Consider the following 24,696-nt stretch of genomic DNA (forward strand, 5'->3'; position numbering starts at 1 on the left):
ATGTCCCCTTATTTCGGTATCATAAGCATCCTTTATATATAATAACCGGAATCTCTGCGCTTATTTATGCTTCATAAGCACCCTCTACATACAATAGCCGGAAATTCTCCGCTTATTTCTCCACCATAACATCCCCTATAAATGTTAGCCGGAAAGGTCCGCTTATAAATGTTTATAAACATCAACATAGCCTTCCCATTGGTGATTATGCTTTATTATGTTGCCTGCAATCTCCCTCGCTAAAAATAGAATTAAAACCAAAATGTGTGATTTTTCTTATTGAATTCTCTTAAAAAGTGTGAAAAGATAATGAGGTCATCTGATGACCACATGACGAGAGGGTTTGCAAACGAAACTATGAAGCTATGAAAACTCAATATGAGCAACTAGGGGGAAGGGTACAGATGTTATTGCTGATTGCTTTAAGTGCGATTATTGCTCCGTTTTTATTCTTGGTGATTATGCGGATGCCGGCAGCTAAGGGGATGACGTTGAGTTCATTGATCGTCATTTTGTTAGCGCTTACTGCCTGGGGGATGGAAGGGCAAGTAGTGTTGGCATCGATTTTTCAAGGGGTACATAAGACGTTGACGATTCTTTGGATTTTATTTGGTGCTTTGGTGTTATTGAACACGCTTCGAAATACAGGAGCGGTTGTGAGAATTAACCAGGGGTTTCAAAGTATTTCTGGTGACATGCGGGTGCAGGTCATTATCGTTGCTTTCTTATTTGGTTCACTTATTGAAGGAGCAGCAGGGTTTGGAACGCCGGCGATGGTGACAGGTCCGTTGATGCTGGCTTTAGGTTTCCAGCCAATCGCAGCTGCGACGATTGCCTTGATTGCCGATAGTACCGCGGTTATGTTTGGGGCGGTTGGGACGCCAGTGGCTGTTGGATTGAGCAATATTCCAGGTGCCGATACACCTTTTTTCCATGATATTGCTGTAACAGTGACAAGTCTTGATCTGCTGGCAGGTTCGTTTATTCCATTCGTTTTAATGGTTGTGTTAACGGTGTTTTTTGGAAGCGGTATCAAGGATGCGTTGCCGATGCTTCCATGGACACTAATGATTGGGTTCGTTTATACAGGCAGTGCATTCCTGGTAGCAAGTCTTTTTGGACATGAATTTGTTTCGATTCTTGCGTCCCTCATCACATTGGCGGTGGCGACTGTGACTGCTAAGAAAGGATTCTTGCTTCCGAAAACAGAATGGAAAGCAGCGATGCGTAAAGACTTTGTTGTTTCGACTGAAAAGTCAAAGATGGGTATTGTGACAGCCTGGTCACCATATGTTGTTGTCGTTCTTTTATTGCTGCTTACAAGGATTGTTCCTGCGCTGAAAGAGTTTACGAGAACAACAATCGACTTTACCTGGAGCAATATCTTAGGGGTTGAGGGCGTGACATCAGCCTGGGAATTCTTGTATTCTCCAGGCACCATCCTTACTGCTGCGGCGGTTTTAGCGTTCTTATTCCAGCGTAAATCATATCAAACCTTTGCCAATGCGTCGAAGGAGTCATTATCGACGATGAAAATGACATCGATTTCATTGATTGCGACGCTATCGATGGTGCAAGTATTCGTGAACTCAGGATTGAACATGAATGAATTGATCAGCATGCCGCAGTATATTGCGGAGTCCTTCGCAAGCTCATTGGGCTCGGTATGGATCTTCGTTGCTCCATTCCTTGGTGAGCTGGGGGCGTTCATTACCGGAAGTGCCACAGTATCGACGCTGACGTTTTCGCCAATTCAATTCAACGTCGCAGATTCCGTTGGCCTCGAGTCGAATATCGTGCTGGCCGTCCAGCTCATTGGGGCAGCTGCTGGAAACATGATTTGTGTGCATAACGTCGTTGCTGCAAGTGCAGTTGTTGGAGTATCCGGCAAAGAAGGCGAGATCATTCGTAAAACGTTAGCGCCTGCGATTTTCTATGGAATCCTCGCTGGAATTTCTGGGTTTATCTTTTTAAACCTTCTATAGTATCCAAAAGGTCCCACTATCTTTCGGAGAACTAAATTCTCTGTATAATAGTAAGGAATAGATGGGAGATGAACGACATGCCATACAAAAGAGTTGAGATTAAAAAAGTTTATGAACAAGTTGCTGACTCAATTATTGAGTTGATAAAAACGGGTGAGTTAAAACCTGGTGATAAATTAGATTCAGTTGAAAAGCTGGCAAGAAGCTTTGACGTTGGGAGTTCCACGATTCGGGAAGCATTGAGTGGCCTGCGGACAATGGGGCTGGTGATGATGCGCCAGGGAGAAGGAACGTTTGTGAATACCTTTGACCCTTCGAAATTCCAATTGCCCGTCACTAGCGCTTTCTTGATGAAGCTTGAAGATGTGAAGGAACTGTATGAGGTCAGAAAGATTCTGGAAAGCGGCACGGCGGCTCATGCTGCTGCTGTACGCCAGGAGGAAGATTTGCTGGCGATCGAAAAAGCGTTGATCGTGATGGAGCATGCCAATGGAAATGAGGAGCTCGCTTCGACAGCGGATCTGGATTTCCATGTTGCCATCGCCAATGCGACACATAACAAATTATTGATCAATCTGATGAGCAGCGTCTCAGCGCTGAATTCACAAACCATTCAGGAAACCCGGAAGGTACTCCTGTATTCAGATAACATTGTTGATGACTTGCATTTTGAGCATCGAAGGATTTTTGAAGCAATAAAAAATCGACAGCCAGATGAAGCGCGCCAAGCCATGTTTGAGCATTTACAGAAAGTGCAGGACCGACTTTTTAAATGCATTGAGTGATTAGCGCGGTGATTCGCTGACTTTTACCAGAGGTGGACAATCATGAAAGTATCCTTATTTAGTACGTGCCTGAGCGATATTCTTTTTGCAGATGTGGCAAGAAATACGCTTGAAATCCTTGAGCGAGTTGGATGTGAAGTGGATTACCCGATGGAACAGACGTGTTGCGGGCAGCCTGCCTATAACAGCGGGTATTTACAAGAGGCTAAGCAATCTATGAAACAGATGATGAAGGCTTTTCGTTTCTCGGAATATGTGGTCGGGCCATCAGGCTCCTGCGTGAGCATGCTGAAGGAATATCCACATATTTTTAAAGGAGACCCTGAGTGGGAAGAAGAAGCGAAGGTCTTCGCTGCTAAGTGTTACGAAATTACCGAGTTCCTTGTGGATGTAATGGGCATCACTGATTTGGGCTCTACTTTTAAAGGAAGAGTGACATTCCATTCTTCCTGCCATATGAAACGCCTTCTTGGGGTAAAAGAACAGCCGAAAATCCTGTTGCACAATGTGAAGGGTGTTGAGCTGGTAGATTTGCCGTGGGAAGAGGATTGCTGCGGTTTCGGCGGAACGTTTGCCGTGAAGAATCCGGTCATTTCTCAAGAGATGGTCAGTGAAAAGTCGCGCCATGTCTCAGAGACGCAAGCGGAGTATCTTGTCGGTGCTGATATGGGCTGCCTGATGAATATTGGCGGACGCATGGAGCGAGAAGGCAAAAAAGTGAAGATCATCCACATCACAGAAATTTTAAATACACACTAAGGAACGGAGGGAAAAGAGATGAGCATCAAAATTGGTGAAGTTCCTTATAAAGATCGAATCCAAAAAGGAATTAAAGATGATTTTATGCGGCAGGCTGTTTCCTCCGCGCAAGGCAGATTCCGGACCGGACGGCTTACACAGGCGGCTGAGCTTGGAAACTGGGAGGACTGGCGCGATTTAGGTGAGGAAATCCGCACCCATACGCTGGAAAACCTCGATTATTACCTGCATCAATTGAGTGAGCAAGTATCAAGACGCGGCGGGCATGTATTTTTTGCCGAGACAGCAGAAGAAGCGAACCAGTATGTGAAAAGCATCATTCAAAAGAAAGATGCGAAAAAAGTCGTCAAGGCGAAATCGATGGTCACTGAGGAAATCGGCTTGAATAAGGCGCTTGAGGAAGTTGGCGCTGAAGTGGTGGAATCCGACCTTGGCGAATGGATCCTGCAATTGGATGAAGATCCGCCATCCCATATCGTGACTCCTGCGCTGCATAAAAACAAACAACAGATCCGCGAAACGTTCGCGAAGAAAAAAGGCTATACCGGATCTGACACGCCGGAGGAACTGGCTGCCTTTGCCCGTGAGCAGCTGCGCCAGGACTTTTTATCAGCTGATGTCGGTGTGACTGGCTGCAACTTTGCGATTGCGGAGTCTGGCTCAATCACGCTGGTCACAAATGAAGGGAACGCCGAAATGGTGACGAGTCTTCCGGATATCGTGATCACGGTGATGGGTATGGAACGGATCGTACCGACATGGGAAGAGATGGAGGTCCTTGTCAGTCTATTGACACGTGCGGCGGTTGGTCAGAAATTGACGAGCTATATCACGGCGATTACGGGTGCTGGCCTTGAGCAGGAAGTGGACAGTCCTGAGGAATTCCATTTGGTGATTGTCGACAACGGACGCTCGAAAATCCTTGGAACCGAGTTTCAATCGGCTCTGCATTGCATTCGCTGTGCAGCCTGCATCAATGCATGTCCGGTTTACCGTCATATCGGCGGGCATGCATACAACTCAATTTATCCGGGGCCAATCGGTGCTGTGATCACACCGCTGCTGGAAGGTTACGAAGATCATAAAGAGCTTCCATATGCATCGACCTTGTGTGCAGCCTGTACGGAAGCCTGTCCTGTTAAAATTCCACTGCATGAGCATCTGATCCGCCATCGACAGATCATTGTGGAAAAAAATATGACCCCAACGGCAGAAAAGTTGATGATGAAAGGTTTTTCCACTTGGGCTTCTAATCCGTCGGTTTATAATATGAGTGCGAAAATGGCCAAGCCGGCACTTGGGCCATGGACGAAAGATGGAATGATTGAAAATGGGCCAGGGCCACTGAAGGCGTGGACCGAAGTCCGTGATTTTTATGCTCCACAGGGACAGTCGTTCCGTTCGTGGTTCAAGCAAAGACAGAAGGACGGTGAATCCAAATGAGCATCCAGAATCGAGAAGCCTTTTTAAATAAACTGGCGTCCAGACTAGGCCGGGAGCGACGGACAGAAGGAGTACAGCGGCCACAATGGAGCGTTACTCCTCAGGATGAAGTGTTCAAAGGTATGAGCCAGGACGAATTGGTTGAAGTGCTTGAAAAACATTGCCAGGTCATCCATACCACTTTTAAAAGGACAGACCGTGCCGGCCTGACGGAAGTTTTGAACGAAACGCTTCAGGCCTATGAAGGCAAGGCGATTGTCACATCCAATGATGTCCGCCATCAGGAGTATGGGATCACGAAGTTTTTCGAAGACCAGGGAGACAGTGTGGATGTCCATGTGTGGAATCCAGCGCTTGGCAAGGAAAATCAAAAGATTGCGGAACGAGCAGATGTAGGGCTTGTGTTCAGCGACATCACGCTTGCCGAGTCTGGCACTGTGACATTGTTCAATACGAAAGACAATGGGCGATCGATCAGTCTGCTGCCGCGGACGTTCATTGCCATCATTCCGAAAAGCACCCTCGTGCCACGGATGACTCAGGCAGCCAGACACATCCACGAGGCACAGGCCAGCGGCGAAGACGTCCCTTCCTATGTCAGTTTCATCACCGGCCCAAGCAACAGTGCCGACATCGAAATGAACCTGATTGTCGGAGTGCACGGACCTGTCAAAGCAACATACATTGTCGTGGATTAAGCTTCGATGAAAAATAGTTGAAAAAGAATGAAAGATGATATACTATCATTTCATAACACGATATATTGTGTTAGATAAGTAGTTTCATAACTAAATATTGAATATACCGGTAAATATGGTGTCTGAATAAGACTTAATAGGGAATCTGGTGAGAATCCAGAACTGTTCCCGCAACTGTAAGTGCTGACGAAATGAGGAAGAACCACTGTCTAACAAATAGATGGGAAGGCCTCAAAGTAGGGTGAAGCACAAGTCAGGAGACCTGCCATATCTATTCGTGTTATCTTCTTCGGGAATTGGGAAGGTATTACGGGGATCAATTGACAGGCTCATGCTGTTTTTTAGCTACATATGAGCGTTCATGACATCAACGTTAACTTTAACCCATCTTTCGAGATGGGTTTTTCTCATTTTTCAGGAAGTATTTTTAAAAAAACAGGAGGTTAGGAATGGAAGGATTATCAACAAATGTGTCGAGGACTTTTCAAAATGTGCTTGTTTTGCCTCCGGACACCAACCATCTTGGGACGATTTTTGGCGGAACGGTATTGGCATATATTGATGAAATTGCTGCGATAGCGGCGATGAAACACAGCAGAACGGCAGTCGTCACGGCCTCGATTGACTCGGTTAATTTTCTCTCTTCCGCAGTAGTGGGCGATATATTGACCCTGGAAGCAATCGTGATTTCGACAGGGAGAACATCCATGGAAGTGTTCGTAAAAGTGGAAAGCGAAAACTTGAAGACTTGTAAAAAGACTTTGACGACCACCTCGATTTTAACCATGGTCGCTAAGGATGAAAAGGGTACTCCCGTTCCGGTGGCAAAGGTCATTCCAGAGAATGATGAGGAGTGGCAGCTGTTCAACACGGCTGATATGAGAAGGCAGCATAGACTGGAAAAGAGGAAGAGTAATCAAGCTGGAGGGATCGTGAATGAGCAATCAAGTAAAAGAGGATAGAGCCGCGAAGCAGATCGAAGAAATGGAACGAGCATTCCCACTGCTGGACTTTTCGGATTTTAAAGAAAAAACGGAACAGGCTCTTCGGGTGAAAAATATGACAGATGACCAGGTCAAGAACATGCTGATTCTGAACGCAGTAGAGCGAATTGACCGGAATGAGCCAGATTGGACCTATGTTGCAGCACGGCTTTACCAGAAGAGATTGTACAAGCTTAGTTCGTCCTTCAGAGGAGCAACTGGTTACGGATCCTTCTATGAATTGATCAATAGGTTGATAGAAATAGGGATCTATGATGGGAAAATCGTAGAATCTTACTCACGGGAAGAAATCGATTTTCTTGAGAGAGTCATTGAGCCCGAGAGAGACGAACTGTTTACATATATTGGCCTGTTAACGATGGTGGAAAGGTACCTGGCACGCACGCATACAGGGGATGTTGCTGAACTGCCGCAGGAGCGGTTCATGATTATCGCCATGACCCTTCTGGCGGAAGAGCCGAAAGAAAAGCGGCTTCAATTAGTGGAGGAAGCTTACTGGGCGCTTTCAAACCTCTATATGACTGTGGCGACTCCAACGCTAGCCAATGCCGGCAAAAGCTATGGCCAGCTATCGAGCTGCTTTATCGATACGGTGGCTGATGATTTAAGGAGCATCTATGATTCCAACACGGACATTTCTACCTTAAGTAAGAACGGAGGAGGCATCGGTGTCTATCTCGGGAAAATCAGGAGCCGCGGCAGTGATATTAAAGGCTTTAAAGGGATCAGTTCAGGTGTCATTCCATGGATGAAGCAGCTGAATAACACAGCGGTTTCGGTCGATCAATTGGGGCAGCGCCAGGGTGCAATCGCTGTCTACCTGGATGTGTGGCATAAAGACATTTTCCCATTCCTTGACGCAAAGCTGAACAATGGGGACGAGCGCCAGCGTACCCATGATTTATTCACAGGCATCTGCCTCCCGGACCTTTTTATGGAGCAAGTAGAAAAACGCGGGGACTGGTATTTGTTTGACCCTCATGAGGTAAGGCGCGTCATGGGCTATTCGCTTGAGGATTTCTTTGATGAGGAGAAGGGGACAGGCTCCTTCCGGGATAAGTACTGGGAATGCGTCTATCATCCAGGCTTGTCACATGAAGTGGTACCTGCCATCGAAATCTTTAAATCAATCATGATTTCCCAGCTTGAAACCGGCACTCCTTATATGTTTTACAGGGACCAGGTGAACAGGCTGAATGCCAATCATCATAAGGGTATGATTTACTGCAGCAATCTTTGCACGGAAATTACCCAGAACATGAGCCCGACCCTCCTGGAAGAGGAAAAAGTGGAGGATGGGAAGATTTTAATCTATAAAAAGCCAGGCGACTTTGTCGTCTGTAACTTATCCTCGATTTCCCTGGCGAAAAGTGTCATGGATGAGGTTCTTGAGAGAGTGATTCATATACTGGTCCGAATGCTTGATAACGTCATCGATATCAATGAAATCCCTGTACTGCAGGCACAGTTGACCAATAAGAATTATCGGGGAATCGGACTGGGAACATTCGGCTGGCATCATCTTCTCGCTCTGAAAGGAATCAAATGGGAGAGTGAAGAAGCTGTCGAGTATTGTGATACTCTCTATGAAAAAATCGCCTATTTAACGATCAGTGCAAGCATGGAGCTGGCAAAGGAAAAAGGGGCTTATCCTTATTTCGAAGGATCAGATTGGTGTACAGGACAGTTTTTCGAGAAGAGGCAGTATAAAGGAAAAATGTGGGGGGATCTCTCAGAGGAAGTAAAAGAGCATGGCATCAGGAACGGATACCTGATGGCAGTGGCGCCGAATTCCTCCACCTCGATCCTGGCAGGTTCGACAGCAAGCATAGACCCGATTTTCAGGCTTGAGTACTCGGAGGAGAAGAAAGATTACAAGATTCCGGTGACCGCACCTGACTTAACAGCGGAAACGATGTGGTTCTATAAGACGGCCTACAATGTGGACCAGCACTGGAGCATCAGGCAGAATGCAAGGCGCCAGCGCCATATTGACCAATCCATCTCGTTTAATTTTTATGTGAAAAATACGATCAAAGCAAAGGCGCTCCTGGATTTGCATCTGGATGCCTGGAAATCCGGATTGAAGACCACATATTATGTGCGTTCCACATCGAGCAGTGATTTTGTGGAATGTGAAAGCTGCCATAGTTAAGAGGAAGGGACGGGAAAATTCATGAAAAAAAGAGTGCTGATTGATGTCGATGCGCCTAATGCTTCAACCGGTATCATCAATGGCAGGAGTTCGAATATCCTGAATTGGGATGATGTGCGTTACCAATGGGCATATCCAAAATATAAGAGGATGCTCGGGAATTTCTGGACTCCTTTTGAAATCAACATGTCAAAGGATATCAAACAGTTTCCCGCACTATCTGAAAAGGAACAGGATACATTTTTAAAAATCATCGGGCTGCTGGCATTGCTCGACAGCATTCAAACCGACTATGCCGGTAAAGTGGCTGATTACCTTACCGACTCCAGTTTGAATGCGCTGATGATCATGCTGGCCCAGCAGGAAGTGATTCATAACCATTCCTACAGCTATGTGCTGTCAAGCATCGTTTCCAAATCGAAGCAGGAGGAAGTGTTCGACTACTGGAGGACAGAACCGACTTTAAGCAAGCGGAACGAATTCATCACGGACGGGTACAAAGGTTTTGCACAGAATCCGAGCATTGAAAACCTGCTGCATTCCATTGTTTATGATGTCATCCTTGAGGGCTTGTTTTTTTACTCAGGCTTCGCTTTCTTTTATAATCTGGCGCGCAATCAGAAAATGGTCGGCACGAGCACGATGATTAATTATATCAACCGTGACGAACAGCTTCATGTAGGGCTATTTGAAAGAATCTTCAAGGAAATCCTGCATGAAAATCCAGAGTATGACACTAGCTCCTTGAGGGAATTTGGCACTGCCGCCTTCCGGGAAGCAGCACAGCTGGAGATACATTGGGCAGAGTATATCATCGGCAACGAGATTGACGGCCTGCTCATCTCAGACCTCGAAAACTATATAAAATTCATGGCCAACAAACGGGCAGAACAACTGGGCTTTGCTGCTCCCTTCGAAGGGTATCGCACCAATCCGCTAAGATGGATCATCGCCTATCAGGAAGTGGATCTCGGAAAAACCGACTTCTTCGAGCAAAAATCAAGACAGTACACCAAGACCTCCGATGAGAATGGATTTGATGAACTGTAGATTACTGCGGTCCTATTTTATAAGTTTCGCTACTATTGATAAAATGGAAGCAAAGGGGACGTTCCTTTCGCTTCCATTTTTTTTGACGTCTTCTACACTTGATTGGAAAGCAGGTCATCAACATGAAAACTGAAAAAGAAAAGATGCTGGCAGGGGAAATGTACAACCCTGCAGACCCGGTATTGGTAAAAGAGCGTGAGGAAGCAAGGCGAAAAGTGAGGCTCTATAATCAAACATTAGAAACGGAAGGCGAAAAACGGACGAAGTTATTAAAGGAATTGCTCGGTTCAACAGGGGAAACGGTCGTGATGGAGCCCAATATACGGTTCGATTATGGCTATAACACTCATGTCGGCGAGAATTTCTTTGCCAATTTCGACTGTACGATCCTCGATGTTTGTGAAGTCCGTTTTGGCGACAATTGTATGCTTGCACCAGGTGTTCAAATCTATACAGCCACCCATCCGCTTGACCCAACTGAACGGAATTCGGGACGGGAATATGCGAAGCCGATTACGTTTGGAAACAATGTCTGGATTGGCGGAAGTGCCATCATCAACCCGGGAGTGACGGTTGGTGACAATGCCGTGATTGCTTCAGGGGCAGTCGTGACGAAGGATGTGCCGGATAGCGTGGTAGTTGGCGGAAATCCAGCCAGGGTGATCAAGAAGATTGAACTGTAAGCAGGTCTAAGCTGGAACTGTGGGAAGACTTGATCTTGCTTTGGATAAAAAATGTGTGACGAAATGTACATTCTTGGATCTCATCTGAAACGAGGTATTAATAAATGGAGGAAACCATGATGAAGCAACCGGTCGTGATTGTCGGAGCTGGGCTGTCCGGGCTTAGGGCTGCTGCTTTGCTTGTTTCAAAAGGAATAAGCTGCAGAGTGCTGGAGGCGCGGAGTCGAATCGGGGGCAGGGTTTTGAGTTTGGCATCCAAAGATAGGCCAGAGCTGGGCAGGTATGATTTAGGTCCCACCTGGTTCTGGCCGGATCATGAGCCTATCATCACGAAATTGGTCAAAGACCTTGGGCTGCCGACGATAGATCAGCATACCGCAGGAGCCATGCTTTTTGAACAATCGCAATCTGGTCCTGTGCAGCGGCATGTCCTTCCGGATGGTGCTGTTGAGAGATCTGTAAGGCTGGCCGGAGGTGTTCAATCCCTTGTGGAGGCCATGACAGCATCGCTTCCAGATGGCAGTGTTGAATTGAATACCGAGGTAAAAGCCATCCAACTGGATGAAGCTGGCGGAGTCACAATAGTAGCTGAGGGGATTGATGGAACCGTGAAGACCATCTCTGCAGGAGCTGTGATCCTGGCATTGCCGCCTAGAATCGTTGCGGAAAGGATTGCTTTTTCACCGACACTCCCAGATGAACTTAGAGCCAGCCTGAAAGACAAACCAACGTGGATGGGTGGACAGGCGAAAGTGGTTGCGGTTTATGATCGGCCATTTTGGAGAGAGGACGGCCTTTCCGGACAGGTTACCAGCTGGGCAGGTCCGTTGCAGGAACTCCATGACGCCTCGCCTGACAAAGAATATGGCGCACTTTTTGGCTTTTTCGGCATTCCGCCCAAATTGCGACAGGATCTTGGTGAGGAACAGATATTGAGGCTGGTCACCGAACAATTGACACGGCTCTTTGGCCCTTCAGCAGAAAAACCTCTAGCTCTATTTTACAAAGATTGGGCGAGCGATCAGGCAACAGCTGTGGAGGAAGATGCACAACCATTGACCGCTTTCCCGGAATATGGCCTGCCGGCAGGAATGATTTCGTGGGAAAACAAAGTTGTTTTCGCGGGTACAGAAACAGCATCTGGACATGGAGGGCATCTGGAAGGCGCACTTCAAGCAGCAGAGCGAGCAGCAGCTGAAGCAATGAAAGCTTTATGATAGGAACAAGGCCTGATCCAATAGGGATCGGGCCTTTTTAACATTAGTATTTAGTGATGTTATGATGCCTCTTGCTGAAGTCGGTCTCCTGGTAGTAGCTGTTTTTTACGAGTATATTTGGGCCCAGGCAGGATACAGCGGGGCAGTGGCAGCTTAGCTGCTTGGCGACTTCGGATTCCTGCCATTTTTGATAGGCGTCTTCTAGCCTCGTGTCCTTGATATTGCCTAGCGGAGGGGTGTCGCCGAAATCGGTGACGATGATATCGCCATTGAAAATATTCACATTAAGACGTGAACGTCCATCTGGATCGTTCCTGACGGTGACGTTCTTGCTGCTGTATAGACGTTTCAGGAGTTCCAGGTCCTCCTTATTGCTGCTGCAGGCGTAAAAAGGCAGCGTTCCGAACAACATCCACACATTTTCATCACGAATGTCGAGCAGATGGTGGATGGCATGGCGAGTTTCTTCAAGCGTCAGCGATTCCAGGCTGCTGGCAAAATCGCTAGGATACATAGGGTGCACCTCATGCCTCTGGCACTGCATTTCATCAACGATTTGCCTGTGTATTTTTTCAAGATAAGGCAAGGTGCGTTTGTTGAGCATGGTTTCTGCTGACACCATGACTCCGGCTTTGACGAGCTCTCTACTGTTTTCTATCATTCTTGTAAAATATTTCTCGCGCTGCTGGTAGTCAGGCTTCTTTTCCATCATCGCAAAACCGCCTTGAACGAAGTCATCGACAGTACCCCAGTTGTGGGAGATATGGAGAACATCCAAATAGGGAATGATCAACTCATACCGCGAAAGGTCCATTGTTAAATTGGAATTGATTTGCGTCCGGACGCCACGTTCAGAAGCATATTTCAAAATCGGCACAACATAATTTTTTACAGAAGAAAGGGAAAGCATCGGCTCTCCGCCGGTAATGCTCAAAGACCGGAGCTTCGGGATTTCCTCCAAACGGTGCAAAAGCAGCTCCAAGGGAAGTGCGGCAGGGTCCTTGGTCTGCAATGTATAGCCGACAGCGCAATGCTCGCAGCGCATATTGCAAAGGGTTGTCGTCGTGAATTCAATATTGGTGAGTTGAGGGCTGCCATATTGTTCAACATCAAGATATGCTTCCCAGGGGTCGTGTTGAGGGGAAATGGTTTGTATGTATGACATGATTGGCTCCTTAGTCAGTAGTTTGGAAAAACCATTACATTATACATGAGCGCCGTACAATCGACTATTCCTCTCCCCCTATTTTTACAGGTTGCAGCTTTCTTTGCCGTTGGTTCATTTTACCTATTAATGATATAGTGATAAATAACTAACTTGAGAGGAAGCTAAAATCCATGAAGTGTAATGCATGTTCGGTTGGGAGTCTGCAGTTTGAGATCAAGGTGGATGGAGAACGTAATTTGTTCATCTTTCCTGAAGTCATTGAGCAAATGGAACGTAATGGCGAATTGCTCTGGGTTAAAGATGATTCATTGGCGGTAAAGGAATCAGGCATGAGGGATTTCCTTGATTTTTGCCGGGACCATATGGAGTCGGAGAGGGTTTTTTTCCGGCTGGAAGGCAAGGACTGGCTGCTGGTCGCTGAAGCGGAAGATGTCCTCGAGAGCCAATGGATTGATGAGGTAATCCGTAAAGAGTTGGTGACCTGTCACGCTCAGCCGATCCTTGATGGAGCAGGGGAAGTTTATGCGTATGAGATGCTGGCCAGATTCCATAGTGAAGATGGGTCAATTATTTATCCAGGGGAAATCTTTGGGGCGGCTAGGAAAAGGGACCGATTGTATGCACTTGACCGAATTTGCCGGATGGCTGCAGTAAGGGCGGCAGCTTTTACAGATAAAAAGGTTTTTATTAATTTCATTCCGACCTCCATTTATTCACCGGAATTCTGTTTGAGGTCGACCACGTTGCTGGCTAATCGCTTAGGAGTGCACCCGGGCCGTCTAGTCTTTGAAGTCGTGGAAACGGAAAATGTGGAAGACACAGATCATTTGAAACGGATCCTGGCTTTTTACAAAGAAAAGGGGTTCCGCTATGCACTGGATGATGTAGGCGAGGGGTATAGTACATTGGAGTTGCTTGCCGAGCTGCAGCCGCATTATATGAAACTGGATATGAAATATGTCCAGGGAGTTTCCAATGACCAGCAAAAACAGCAGACGGCACTCGCATTTTTAGCAGAAGCCGTAAAGCTTGGTTCAGTACCGCTGGCCGAGGGAATCGAGGAGCAGGAAGACTTTGACTGGTTAAAAGAAAAGGGCTACAAGCTATTCCAGGGGTATCTTTTCGGGAGACCTGCACCAGCTGAGAACCTTAAAAAAGCTCTGGAACACCAGCTTTCTTAAAATCGTACATTGTTGATATAAGTAGGAGAATACATAGGCGGAGAATTTCCGACTATTGTCATCAAAGGGGTCTTTAGAAGCAGCAATTAGCGGAGATATTCCGGTTAACTGCTGTAAAAAGGACAAAATCCATCGATTTGAATGAAATTAACGGAAAAACGACTCTTATTCTTAAGGAAATAAGGGTCGTTTCCAATTTAAGAGAAATTCTTCCGTTTATATTTCAAACATGTGAAACAGAGGTGTTTTCATCGCTGAATTTATACCGGATTTGTTGGAGTTATTATTGCTTTTTTTAGTCTTACATAGAGCAGCATGAAATAAAAATAAAGCCTTGCCCATATTGACCGGGCAAGGCTTTTGAAGTTCTTATGCAGTCTCTTTTACTGCAATGAGTGCATCTGAAGTCTTTCTCTGGTAGTAGTACCAGTTGAGGATGATCGACAGTACATAGAAGCCGATGAAGATAAAGAATGCTGGCGCATAACCTCCGGAAATATTGACGGACCAGCCGAACAGCTTTGGAATCAAGAATGATCCGTAGGCTGCGAATGCAGCTGTGAAACCAAGTACTGGTGCAGCTTCTTTCGGGACGAAAATTCCAGGGATCATCTGGAATGTTGAGCCAGATCCGATTCCGGAAGCGATGAACAAGATCAAGAATGAAGCCAGGAAGCCGCCGAACTGCTTAGTGCCAAGGAAGTAAATGACGCTTCCTGCACCAGCCATCATGACAGCCAATACGATTGCTGTCAGCTTCGCGCCACCCATCTTGTCAGCCAGCCATCCGCCTACTGGACGGGATGCTGCAGCAAGAAATGCGCCTAAGAATGCTAAAGAGATATATTCAGGGAATTGAGATTTCAACAATAGCGGGAATGCCGCTGAGTATCCAATGAATGAACCGAATGTTGCCACGTAAAGCCAAGTCATGATCCAAGTGTGCTTTCTTTTTACGATGACGAACTGGTCTGAGAATGATTGCTTTGTGCCAGGCAGGTTATCCATGCCGAACCATGCTGCAATTGTAACGATTGCGATTGGGATCAGCCAGATGAACGCTGCGTTTTGAAGCCATACTTCCTGGCCGTTAGACAATTGCTGTCCATCGCCAGCAACAAATGCGAAAGTTCCAGTCGTGATGATCAGTGGAGTAACGAATTGAACAACTGATACACCCATGTTACCTAAACCGCCGTTAATGCCAAGCGCGGTTCCACGTGCTTTTTTCGGGAAAAAGAAACTGATGTTGGATGAAGAACTTGAAAAGTTTCCGCCACCAAGGCCGCAAAGTGCAGCAAGCAAAAGCATCACTGAGTAAGGTGTTTCTGGATTCTGAACGGCGAATCCAATACCGACAGCCGGAATGGCAAGGACTGCAGTTGTGAGGACCGTCCAGTTACGTCCACCCATCATACCTACGCCGAAAGTGTACACAAATCGTAAAGTTGCACCTACAAGACCAGGCATTGCTGCCAAAGTGAAAAGCTGCTGATCAGTAAAACTAAAACCAATATCATTCAAGCGAATTGCGACTACAGACCAAATTTGCCAGACTATGAACGCGAGCATCAAGGAAGGAACAGAGATCCATAAATTCCGTTGGGCATGCTTCTTGCCTTCGGATTGCCAAAAACCATCGTCTTCAGGATTCCATTTATTTATGCGTGCCATTTTAATTCCTCCATATATTTTTGAATGGGTGTTTACAAGATTAATAAACCATTTATATCACATGCGAGGTGTGACGAACCTCACATCTGAGAACACCATCACAATTCTGTCAAAAAGTCTTGAACATTTTTTGACAGGAAGTAGGGAACAGGTAAGGGAAAACACCTATTGGGGTTTTTGTTTTTTCGAATAACGGAAAATTGAGGTCTGGTTTAAAGATTAGTGACCGAAAGGGGGGCTTTTACGTTAACGGAGGGGAAGATGAAGAAAAGTGGCGGGTGAATCATTCCATATGAGTCATGGTATTTGGCTTCAACATTTACTTTTATTGGCGAAATTTCCAATATATCGACCACATTTCATAATATATCAGCGGATTTTTGATTTTATCGACCATATTTAAGGATATATCGACCACTTTTAGCAATATATCGACTAACTCAAATGGAATCAATAACAGAAAACAGCCTTATCCGATTATGGATAAGGCTGTTTTCTGTTATTACCTATGATTGATTGGCTCGCCAGCTAAAATAGGTGCAGGAATGGCCAGCTGCTTTTCTTTTGAAGTAACAGGTTTGTTTTTTAGGATGGTAAATAAGAAACAGCCTGCGATGACGATGACGCTGCCGGCGGCCTGGGTCCAGGTCATTTTCTCATCTAAAAAGGCGAAGGCTAAAACGGCAGTAAAGATGGGATTGAAATTAAGGAACAGCCCGGCGGTACTTGGTCCGAGTTTGTTCACTCCGATATTCCAGAGAACCATGCAAAGGACTGTTGAAATCAGGCCTGTATATAAAATAGATTGAATAAATGGTGCATTGATAGTTCTTACCGTGAATTCAGTAGTATTAAAAGGCAGGAGGACGAGAAGGCCAAATATGCCAGAGTAGAGAATGGACATCATCGGTGTGACAGTTGCCATCGCCCACTTGCTGCAAACGGAATATATTCCCCACATGCCCACAGCGGCCATCATATAGAGATCCCCAGTATTGAATTGCAATGAAAACAATAACTCGAAATTTCCTTTTGACAGAACGAGCAAAACGCCAAATAGTGAGACAAGCATTGAAAAGAACTGTAGAGAGTTTATTTTCTCTTTTAGAAAAAAGAAAGAGAATGCAGCGATGGAAAACATGTTTAATGTCGAGATCAAACCGACATTCGTGGCCGAGGTTTTTTCCAGGGCCATGAATTGTAATGCCTGAAACAAGGCCACCCCGGTGATCCCCATTAAGAATAATGGAAGAATGGCTTTTTTTGGAGGAATCAGCTTTTTTTCTTTCCACCAGACAAGCGGAATCAGACAGATAATTGCGATGGCCCATCTGAGAATAGTCAAAGTGGCAGGGGAAGCATGTTCAACTAGCGTTTTCCCCACGATAAAATTACCGCCCCAAAGAAAGCTGGTCAGAAGTAATAAGAAATAATATTTCACGTCATTTAGCTCCCTTTCCAAAAGAGCCATTGTGCACAATGACATTGTTCATATGAATTATTTTAACATTTTACTTAAATGACAGAAGAATATTTTGTATAATTTAAGTAATTCGAAATAAATAAAAGTATTGTAGGATTTCGGTTTTAAAAATTCATTTTCTGGTAGTTGTTTGCCGTATTTTTGGAATAATTGAAAAGGGAGTATGGATCATGGAATCGATTGTAAGCAAGGTTTTGGACAATGTGGACATAAGAATACTGGATTTGCTTCAAAAGGATGCGCAGCTAAGCAATCTTGAACTATCAAAGCGTGTGAATTTATCTGCGCCAGCTGTTCATGCAAGAATCAAAAGGTTGGAATCAGAAGGATATATCAAAAAGCAGGTCGCGATTTTAAACCACGAGAAGCTTGGCTTTGATTTACTCTGCTTCGTTTTTATGAGCACAAATATGCACCAGGCTGAAAAGCTTGAATCCCTGGAAGCGACATTGGAATCGATGAAGGAAGTTTTAGAATGTCATTGCTTAACGGGGGAATATGACTATTTGCTAAAGGTTGCCTGCAAGGATCGCAAGGGGCTGGAAATTTTCATTAGAAAGTTGAATGAATTGGGCATAACCAAAATTCAAACAAGTCTGGCACTAAGGGAAATCAAGGATTCTACGGTGTTGCCGATACATGGACATGAGTGAAAATATTAAATCTATGAAATCTAAGCGCCTGGAACGGAAATAAAATAAAGAGAGTGCCCAAAAGTTTATACTTTTGGGACACCCTCATGTCATAAGTACTCATATCCTTTTTGAAAATGTTTTCTCAGTCCATCGGCCAGAGTGAAGAATCCCAGGATGACAATGGTGATGATGACACAAGCCACGAATGGGATCCAGGGATAGACAAAAATATCCTGAAGGATGTCTGAAAAAAGTAATGGCCAAGCATTTGAAGTGTTTTGTACTTCTACAACGATGCTGGTTTGGGCCTCGATTACTTGGAGTTTATGAGATAGATAGATTTTTACGATTCCGAGCTGGCCAATCAGGAACATGGTGCGGCCTAATTCAAGAAATACGCTGACGATTAATTCAGGGATTAACGCAGGTACATAGTATCTTTTAAAAAGTGTGACTGGACCAGACCCTGTTGTAATCGCAGCTTCAATATAAGGTTTTTGCGAAATGGACTGTACCTGAAGATGAATCTTTTCAGCGGCCCGGCCAGCCTCCAACAAGGCAATGATGCCTATCACGATATAGTAACGATGCTCTGAGTACACGAGTATGGGCATATTGACAATCAGGATGACCATGAAAACTGGCGGTACAAATGATAGGAATTTATTGAGGAAATCCTGTACCCATTTAACACCCCTGGAATAAAGAGAAAACACACCTAAAGGAATCGCAACGAGATATCTTAAGAGGACGACACTGAAAAGGACGATGAGCACCTCGCGAGTCCCTAGAATGATCCGGCTCAATAAATCAATTCCTTTTCTGTCCGTGCCGAATAGGTTTTCGATTGAAGGTGGAAATGGCGGAAGTTTGATATCGCCATCTATTACCCTGGATCCCACCATTGACAGGTCTTTGTCCACAAACGGGAGGTAGGGGCCGAAAATTCCAAAGAAAAATAGCGCGATCATAAAAATCGTTCCGATTAAAAGTTTAGGATTTTTCATCATACTTCGTTCCCTTCTTTCCTTAATTGCCGGTCCGAAGCAATCGTACTGGCCATTTGGCTCAGAAGTACGATAAAGGTGAAAATCAGGATATATTCGATAATGATCGGAATTTCAATTTCCATTTTTGCGCCAATGGTGAATACAGGTTTTACCTCGAAGGCGCGGAAGAAACGATAGGCACCGCCCCTGTACCCAGTCAAAAATTCAACGATAAACAGATTCGAAAGAAGATATAAGGTGATGGTGTTCAAATGGCTTAATATTTTCAGCCAGCCATTGCCGAGCATATGGATGAATATAATCTTGTTCGATGAGGTTCCCTTGCTCATGGCGGTCCTTATGTAATCCATCCCAGCCTCAGCCTGCAAGACAGACTGGGTGACCCTTGCGATATAAACAAGCGGATACATGGATAGAAAGAAGATCCCGAGCAGCTTGTTTGATAGAGTTTCACTTCCATACACATCTATATGCGGAAATCCGTAAGTGACCAGTATCATCAGTCCGATCTGTACCGATATGATCACAAAGAAATCAGGCATGGACAACAACAGTGAAGTCGTTCGCTGCCCCGGTAAACTAGCAAGTCCTTTGGAAAATCTAAAATCAAAGATTCCCTTCATGACACCGAAAATCAAGCTGATGAATAAGCTGGGAATCAGGAGAACAAGGCTCTTTTTAAAAAAGCGCCACACCTCTTCCTCCACACTGAGCAAGTGGACAGTTTGCCCAAGGCTTTTATCCGCGATGGCGTTTTTGAATGTTTGAAGGATGTTCTCTTTATATGTCTCCCATTGGAGAGTCTGCATCTGCTCGCCATACTGGTCTGTCATTTCCTGCCTTGAAAGGGAATGGTCAATATCCGGGTTTCCTCTCGGCATCATTACCAGCAATATTAAAAAAACTGCGACAAAAATCCACATGAATAGTAATTTCCCTAATTTAAAAATAAGCTGCAATTTAATCATCCTTATGGTTAATGAAGATTATCTATATGTATTCTCCTTATTATTAGGAAATTCCTCCCAGATGACACGCCCTTCTTATTTTATAGATTTGTCATATGTAAATCGCAAAAAAGTAGTGTTTAACGAACAATTCACTGCATCAAACAAGCCTTGATTCAATTTCTGGAATCAAGGCTCGTTGTTTAATTTCTTTGAATGCTGACAGGATATAAATATGGAACTTCTGGTTCTTCAGTAATCTCCCATTTAGAGACTTTTACAAGGGGGATAGGGGTATCCATGTATGACCCTGTTTCGATGACACCTTCTATTTTAATCCATGTGTCCTTTTCAATTGTTGCTGCATCCGGGAATTCTGACAAAAATCCAATGATGCTGGCATCGGCGACACAGTGGGTGACCAGGAAACGTGATACGACCAGCTGGTTTTCGGCAAATCCTTCCTCTTTATAAACGAAGCCATAGAGGCTTACCTTCCGGCCCTGATACTGATCGATGTTGGAGCTGATAGCTTCATAATAGGATGAATAGATACTGTCATTGAAAAAGATGGTCGATTCTGACTCCAATTCTTTCATCTCTTTATTGTATTCTTCATCTGTCATGAGATTTTCATAACCTGTAGCTGCCTCAGTGCCTTCGGGTATGGCAGAGCCTTGTCCAGCCTGATCATCACTATTCTCTGGCGGCTGATTGTCATCTCCAATTCCCTGGCTATCTGCCTGTTCTGTTTTTTCACTTTTTGCCCGGTTTCCCTGCCCGCTCTTGCTAGAACCCGCAATTGACAGCATTGCGCCCTTTTTATCTGCAATCGCAGAGTCGAGAACCTTTGCTGGCAGCATGAAGCCTGATAGCAGGGGGAGGACGATAATCAAGTAGGACACCAGTTTTTTTGCCGAAAAAGGTGTTGTCCCATGGTCATGAAAATGATCATGGTGATCATCATGAGCGCAGCATTCGCCCGCATGACTGCAGGAGTCGTGGCCATGTGCCCCTTTTATTGTCCAGACTCGTGTAATCTGGATGAAAAATAGGAGCAAAAATAGGAACGCGGCTGCCTGGCTTAAAAGCAAATACTTTGGATTGATGAATAAATAAATCTTTCCTGTAAAATGCAGCATATAAATCAAGACGGAAAATCCGAGCAGGATCAGTGACCTTGCCGCCTGCTGTGCATGGAATTGCATGGACAAGACCTCCTATAGCATGCCGCCAAACAGCATGAGAATAGTGAATACAGTCCCAGCGACGAGCGCAAGGACGGTCATGACAAATTTAAACCGGAACACACTCATCATGATCAGCGTATTTTTCAAGTCAATCATTGGACCGAAAATCAAGAAACCAAGGATTGACGTTGAAGGAAAGATGCTGCTGAAAGAAGCCCCAATGAAGGCATCTGCTTCAGAGCAAAGGGACAGGAAGAACGCCAGTCCCATCATGACAGCTAGTGAGGATGCAGCACCACTGCCAATTTCCAATAAAGTTTTCGCCGGCATATAAGTCTGAACTAAAGCTGCCAGGAATGCACCGATGATCAGATACTTGGCCATGTCGAAAAACTCATCAATCGAATGCTGGAGCATGGCCCAGAATTTTTCGAAAAAGGACTGATTTCCAGAATTGCTATGGATAGGCAATGAGGTGCTTTTTTTGAACTGCGTTCCTTTGAAAATCATCCCAACCATAAAGGCAACAAGAATCGCGATGGCAAATCCTAATCCCATTCGAAGCGCAGCAATTTTAACATCGTTGCCAAAAGCCATGTATGTAGACGCAATGACAATCGGATTGATAAGGGGGCCTGTCAGCATGAAGCCAATCGCAGCTGCTATTGGTACCCCTTTGCCAACTAACCTTCGGATGATTGGTACAATTCCGCATTCGCAGGCAGGGAAAAGAGCACCGACACTACAGCTCATGACAATCGCCAAATATTTGTTCTTAGGAATCCACCTGCTTATATGTTCTTCCGTAACGAAAATCTGGATCATTCCCGCAATCAGCACACCAATCAGGACGAACGGGAAGGCTTCTATTAAAATACTGAGGAATATTGTATTCAAATTAAGAATGGAAGACGGAATCTCCAGCTTATTTTGAAACCCCATCCCCAGGCTTAACAGCATCAGAAATGCAAGAATGACAGCAAACCCTGTAATATCCATAAGATTGGATCGGATTAATCGAATCATGTTTTCCTCCTATTTTTACGTTTACTAGATTATATAAGTTGAATAGAAGAGTTATGCATATTCTAGTAAAAAGACAATTAATTTAAAACTTTTTCCAGCGTCTGAAGATTCTTTCGCATCAGGCTGAAATAATCCTCTTCATTCTTCATATCTTCGATCGAGATGGATTCCAGGTTATACAGGGTAACTGTCTCAGCTCCGATTTCCTTTTGAATCATTTCTGCCACGCGGGAAGAAACATTTTGTTCAAATGCAATGTATTTCAGATCATGCTCTTTTGCTTCTTCAATTAAATTAGTTAATTCTTTTTGGGAAGGCTCCTGTGTAGGAGAAAGCCCGTTTACAGCTATTTGGATGATTCCATACCTATTTTCCCAGTACCCATAGGCTTCATGGGCGACAAGCAAATGCTTGTGTTCAGCCTGGTCAATCACATCTTTGAATTCATTGTCCAATTCCTTTAGCGCTTTCTCTAGCTGCGCGAAATTCTGTTCAAATTCCTGCTGACGATCAGGCATCAGCTCAATTAAGGAATCTTTGATATTTGATGCCAGTTTAATAGAGCGGATAGGATCAAGCCAAATATGTGGATCTAAGTTTTGATCATGATGCTCCTCCGAGTGTGCAGCGTCACCGTCATGGTGCTCTTCTTCAGAATGAGCGGCTTCATCGTCATGATGCTCATCATCGGAGTGAGCGGCTTCATCGTCATGATGCTCTTCACCGGAGTGAACTGCTTCATGGTCATGATGCTCTTCATCAGAGTGAGCGGCTTCATCGTCATGGTGCTCATCATCGGAGTGGGCGGCATCTCCTTCATGGGAATGCTTATGGGAGGATTCGATCATTTCCACGTTTTCTGCTGCTTTTACTATTCTAACTTTTTCGTTTTTTAAGGCTTGCTCGGCTTTTTCCGCAAATCCTTCGATTCCCGCACCGGAATAAATGAATAAATCTGCTTCAGCAAGCTTCATCATATCCTTCGTGCTTGGTTCGAAGCTGTGGGCGTCTACATTCGGAGGATAGATGCTTTCTACATCCACGAATTCCCCGCCAATTTTTTCCGCGAAATCCTGAAGAGGGTAGATCGTTGTATAGACCGTCAGCTTAGAAGTTTCTGAATTAATTTTGTTGGCCGATTCCTTGCTGGAAGAGCAGCCGGCTAGTGTCAAACCCACTAACAGCAGTAAACCAAGTGAAAGCTTAGTAATTTTCATAGTGAACTCCTTAACCAAATTTTTGTTAATCGAAATGATTACGATTTAAAGTTTAAAACAGGAATTTGCATTTGTAAATGATTTTCGTAATCATTACGATTTGTTTTTTTTTTAAGGATAATGGTGTTAGAATTCCAGGGCTGATGTTTAATGTAAATATAAATCCTCGTTCTAAAACCGGGAATTGGTGCACTTTGGGATTGAAAAGAATAGGCTTTTTCATCATTTAATGGTAGACTGCAGTAGGTAATCGGGAATACTAATGGTACAGCTTTCAATAGGAGGTTTTTTCATGCTTAACAATGACATAATGATCCGTTTGCGTTACGGACTGGATATTAAAGATACTGATATGGTGGAAATCTTCAAGCTTGGCGGCGTGAACGTTTCGAAGGACGATGTCCGCATGATGCTGCAGAGGATAGATGAAGATGAATATGGTGAAGAGATTGTCCCAGAGGGCTACATAAGAGTCAACAATGCGATGATGGAGCAGTTCTTGAATGGGCTTGTTACTTTTAAAAGAGGAAAGCGTCCTGGGGAGACTGGCACTCCGCCATTGACTGGAGAGAGTGTGAATAACCAGCTATTGAAAAAGGTGAAGATTGCCCTGGCCATGACGAGCGAGGATATGCTTGAAATCTTTGATCTTGCCGGAGTGCGTGTTTCAAAAGGCGAGCTGGGTGCTATTTTACGAAAAGAGGGGCATAAAAACTACAGGGAATGCGGCGATAAATTCGCACGTAATTTCCTGAAGGGACTGGCTCTGAAGTATAGGGAATAGGGAGTGAAGCATAGGGTGCAATGATGCCCCTATGCTTCTTTTTTTAGCTTAATTTCTTTCAGTTGCTGACGCTGTTCATCTGGCCACCATGCTCCGCAATCATCGGATACGATACAGGCTGCGCATTTTTCAAGGTCGTAAACTTTCATGCCGCTGATTGGCGGGGAGTAGAGGTGGAGAGTGACGAGTCCCTCTGGGGTGCCAGCCTGCATTTTATGGACACCTTTTTGGGGGGCAAAAAAGAGTTGGCCTTGATGATGATACTCTTTGAATAGCTCTTTAGGAAGTTTGTTGTTTTTGACCTCGTAGACGGAGTTGATGGAAGTCCCATTCAGCACGTAGATCCATCCATGGGAGTTCCCGTGGTCATGGGGAGCACATTCTAAATCCGACCAGTTCATCACGAGCAGCTCGACATCCTCGCTTTTATAAAGGAGCTTCCGGTAATAAGGCTTTCCGGAAGATGACTGAAGGAACGGCATCAACTCATCTATAGACAGGTTGAGCTCCTCCAGCGCTTCCTTCATCTCTTGTCTCGATGGGTTTTGTAATTCATCTAACACATTTTTTGCCTGAAGTTTTAAAGTCATGGCACTCCCTCC

General features: G+C 44.9%; 22 protein-coding genes and 1 riboswitch. Of the genes, 13 read left to right on the top strand and 9 right to left on the bottom strand.

All coding sequences use genetic code 11. The features are described from left to right. Positions 1-404 precede the first annotated feature (404 nt). The 10 genes from LGO15_RS01995 to LGO15_RS02040 all read left to right on the top strand — a co-directional run bounded on the left by LGO15_RS01995 (position 405) and on the right by LGO15_RS02040 (position 11,779). Positions 405-1,985, top strand: coding sequence for an L-lactate permease (locus LGO15_RS01995; protein ID WP_226086476.1), 1,581 nt, complete (start codon positions 405-407; stop codon positions 1,983-1,985). A gap of 77 nt (positions 1,986-2,062) precedes the next feature. Then, entirely contained in the window at positions 2,063-2,770 is a 708-nt protein-coding gene (locus LGO15_RS02000) for a FadR/GntR family transcriptional regulator (RefSeq protein WP_226086477.1), read from the top strand. Positions 2,771-2,812: 42 nt separating this feature from the next. After that, entirely contained in the window at positions 2,813-3,529 is a 717-nt protein-coding gene (locus tag LGO15_RS02005; protein ID WP_226086478.1) for a (Fe-S)-binding protein, read from the top strand. An 18-nt stretch (positions 3,530-3,547) separates the two neighbouring features. Continuing rightward, on the top strand, positions 3,548-4,972 hold the full coding sequence (locus tag LGO15_RS02010) for a LutB/LldF family L-lactate oxidation iron-sulfur protein (RefSeq protein ID WP_226086479.1): 1,425 nt from the start codon (positions 3,548-3,550) through the stop codon (positions 4,970-4,972). Then, positions 4,969-5,670, top strand: a complete 702-nt coding sequence (locus tag LGO15_RS02015) for a LutC/YkgG family protein (RefSeq protein WP_226086480.1) — start codon at positions 4,969-4,971, stop codon at positions 5,668-5,670. The genes LGO15_RS02010 and LGO15_RS02015 overlap by 4 nt, the downstream gene beginning before the upstream one ends. Before the next feature lie 99 nt (positions 5,671-5,769). Beyond that, positions 5,770-5,955, top strand: a riboswitch (cobalamin riboswitch). Between the two features lie 164 nt (positions 5,956-6,119). After that, a complete protein-coding gene (locus LGO15_RS02020) occupies positions 6,120-6,632 on the top strand; it encodes an acyl-CoA thioesterase (protein WP_226086481.1) in 513 nt (170 codons plus the stop codon). Continuing rightward, entirely contained in the window at positions 6,607-8,829 is a 2,223-nt protein-coding gene (locus LGO15_RS02025) for a ribonucleoside-diphosphate reductase subunit alpha (RefSeq protein ID WP_226086482.1), read from the top strand. The genes LGO15_RS02020 and LGO15_RS02025 overlap by 26 nt, the downstream gene beginning before the upstream one ends. 21 nt (positions 8,830-8,850) lie before the next feature. Next, on the top strand, positions 8,851-9,879 hold the full coding sequence (locus tag LGO15_RS02030) for a ribonucleotide-diphosphate reductase subunit beta (protein WP_226086483.1): 1,029 nt from the start codon (positions 8,851-8,853) through the stop codon (positions 9,877-9,879). 122 nt (positions 9,880-10,001) lie between these two features. Further along, positions 10,002-10,562: a sugar O-acetyltransferase gene (locus LGO15_RS02035; protein ID WP_226086484.1), complete on the top strand. Its 561-nt coding sequence runs from the start codon at positions 10,002-10,004 to the stop codon at positions 10,560-10,562. 116 nt (positions 10,563-10,678) lie between these two features. After that, positions 10,679-11,779 carry a flavin monoamine oxidase family protein gene (locus LGO15_RS02040; RefSeq protein WP_413231365.1) on the top strand — a complete coding sequence of 367 codons (1,101 nt, stop codon included), beginning with the start codon at positions 10,679-10,681 and terminating at the stop codon, positions 11,777-11,779. Positions 11,780-11,822: 43 nt separating this feature from the next. On the opposite strand, the gene yfkAB is transcribed toward LGO15_RS02040, so the two are convergent. Further along, positions 11,823-12,944: a radical SAM/CxCxxxxC motif protein YfkAB gene (yfkAB, locus tag LGO15_RS02045; protein WP_226086485.1), complete on the bottom strand. Its 1,122-nt coding sequence runs from the start codon at positions 12,942-12,944 to the stop codon at positions 11,823-11,825. 173 nt (positions 12,945-13,117) lie between these two features. On the opposite strand from yfkAB, the gene LGO15_RS02050 reads away from it, so the two are divergent. Then, positions 13,118-14,128 carry an EAL domain-containing protein gene (locus tag LGO15_RS02050; RefSeq protein WP_226086486.1) on the top strand — a complete coding sequence of 337 codons (1,011 nt, stop codon included), beginning with the start codon at positions 13,118-13,120 and terminating at the stop codon, positions 14,126-14,128. Positions 14,129-14,497: 369 nt separating this feature from the next. On the opposite strand, the gene LGO15_RS02055 is transcribed toward LGO15_RS02050, so the two are convergent. Next, positions 14,498-15,802, bottom strand: a complete 1,305-nt coding sequence (locus LGO15_RS02055) for an MFS transporter (RefSeq protein ID WP_226086487.1) — start codon at positions 15,800-15,802, stop codon at positions 14,498-14,500. A 502-nt stretch (positions 15,803-16,304) separates the two neighbouring features. Further along, positions 16,305-17,273, bottom strand: a complete 969-nt coding sequence (locus LGO15_RS02060) for a DMT family transporter (protein ID WP_226086488.1) — start codon at positions 17,271-17,273, stop codon at positions 16,305-16,307. Positions 17,274-17,455: 182 nt separating this feature from the next. Here LGO15_RS02060 and LGO15_RS02065 point away from each other — a divergent pair, with 182 nt between their 5' ends. After that, positions 17,456-17,938 (top strand): Lrp/AsnC family transcriptional regulator, encoded by a 483-nt coding sequence (locus LGO15_RS02065; RefSeq protein ID WP_167832356.1) that lies wholly within the window; start codon positions 17,456-17,458, stop codon positions 17,936-17,938. 89 nt (positions 17,939-18,027) lie between these two features. Here LGO15_RS02065 and LGO15_RS02070 read toward each other — a convergent pair whose 3' ends face one another. From LGO15_RS02070 to LGO15_RS02090, 5 genes are all read right to left on the bottom strand, one after another. Next, positions 18,028-18,930, bottom strand: a complete 903-nt coding sequence (locus LGO15_RS02070) for an ABC transporter permease (protein ID WP_226086489.1) — start codon at positions 18,928-18,930, stop codon at positions 18,028-18,030. Then, the gene (locus LGO15_RS02075; protein ID WP_167832354.1) at positions 18,927-19,889 is read right to left on the bottom strand and encodes an ABC transporter permease subunit; all 963 of its coding nucleotides are present in this window, start codon (positions 19,887-19,889) and stop codon (positions 18,927-18,929) included. Before LGO15_RS02075 ends, LGO15_RS02070 begins: the two co-directional genes overlap by 4 nt. Positions 19,890-20,080: 191 nt before the next feature. After that, positions 20,081-21,085 carry a TIGR03943 family putative permease subunit gene (locus LGO15_RS02080; protein WP_226086490.1) on the bottom strand — a complete coding sequence of 335 codons (1,005 nt, stop codon included), beginning with the start codon at positions 21,083-21,085 and terminating at the stop codon, positions 20,081-20,083. A gap of 12 nt (positions 21,086-21,097) precedes the next feature. Then, positions 21,098-22,093, bottom strand: a complete 996-nt coding sequence (locus tag LGO15_RS02085) for a permease (RefSeq protein ID WP_226086491.1) — start codon at positions 22,091-22,093, stop codon at positions 21,098-21,100. A 77-nt stretch (positions 22,094-22,170) separates the two neighbouring features. Beyond that, a complete protein-coding gene (locus LGO15_RS02090) occupies positions 22,171-23,310 on the bottom strand; it encodes a metal ABC transporter solute-binding protein, Zn/Mn family (protein WP_226086492.1) in 1,140 nt (379 codons plus the stop codon). 292 nt (positions 23,311-23,602) lie between these two features. On the opposite strand from LGO15_RS02090, the gene LGO15_RS02095 reads away from it, so the two are divergent. Then, complete coding sequence (locus LGO15_RS02095; RefSeq protein WP_226086493.1) at positions 23,603-24,094, top strand: YehS family protein; 492 nt, start codon at positions 23,603-23,605, stop codon at positions 24,092-24,094. A 29-nt stretch (positions 24,095-24,123) separates the two neighbouring features. On the opposite strand, the gene LGO15_RS02100 is transcribed toward LGO15_RS02095, so the two are convergent. Further along, a complete protein-coding gene (locus LGO15_RS02100) occupies positions 24,124-24,684 on the bottom strand; it encodes a cysteine dioxygenase (RefSeq protein ID WP_226086494.1) in 561 nt (186 codons plus the stop codon). Positions 24,685-24,696 lie beyond the last annotated feature (12 nt).

This window comes from Mesobacillus sp. S13 (assembly GCF_020422885.1).
Classification (GTDB): domain Bacteria; phylum Bacillota; class Bacilli; order Bacillales; family Cytobacillaceae; genus Mesobacillus; species Mesobacillus selenatarsenatis_A.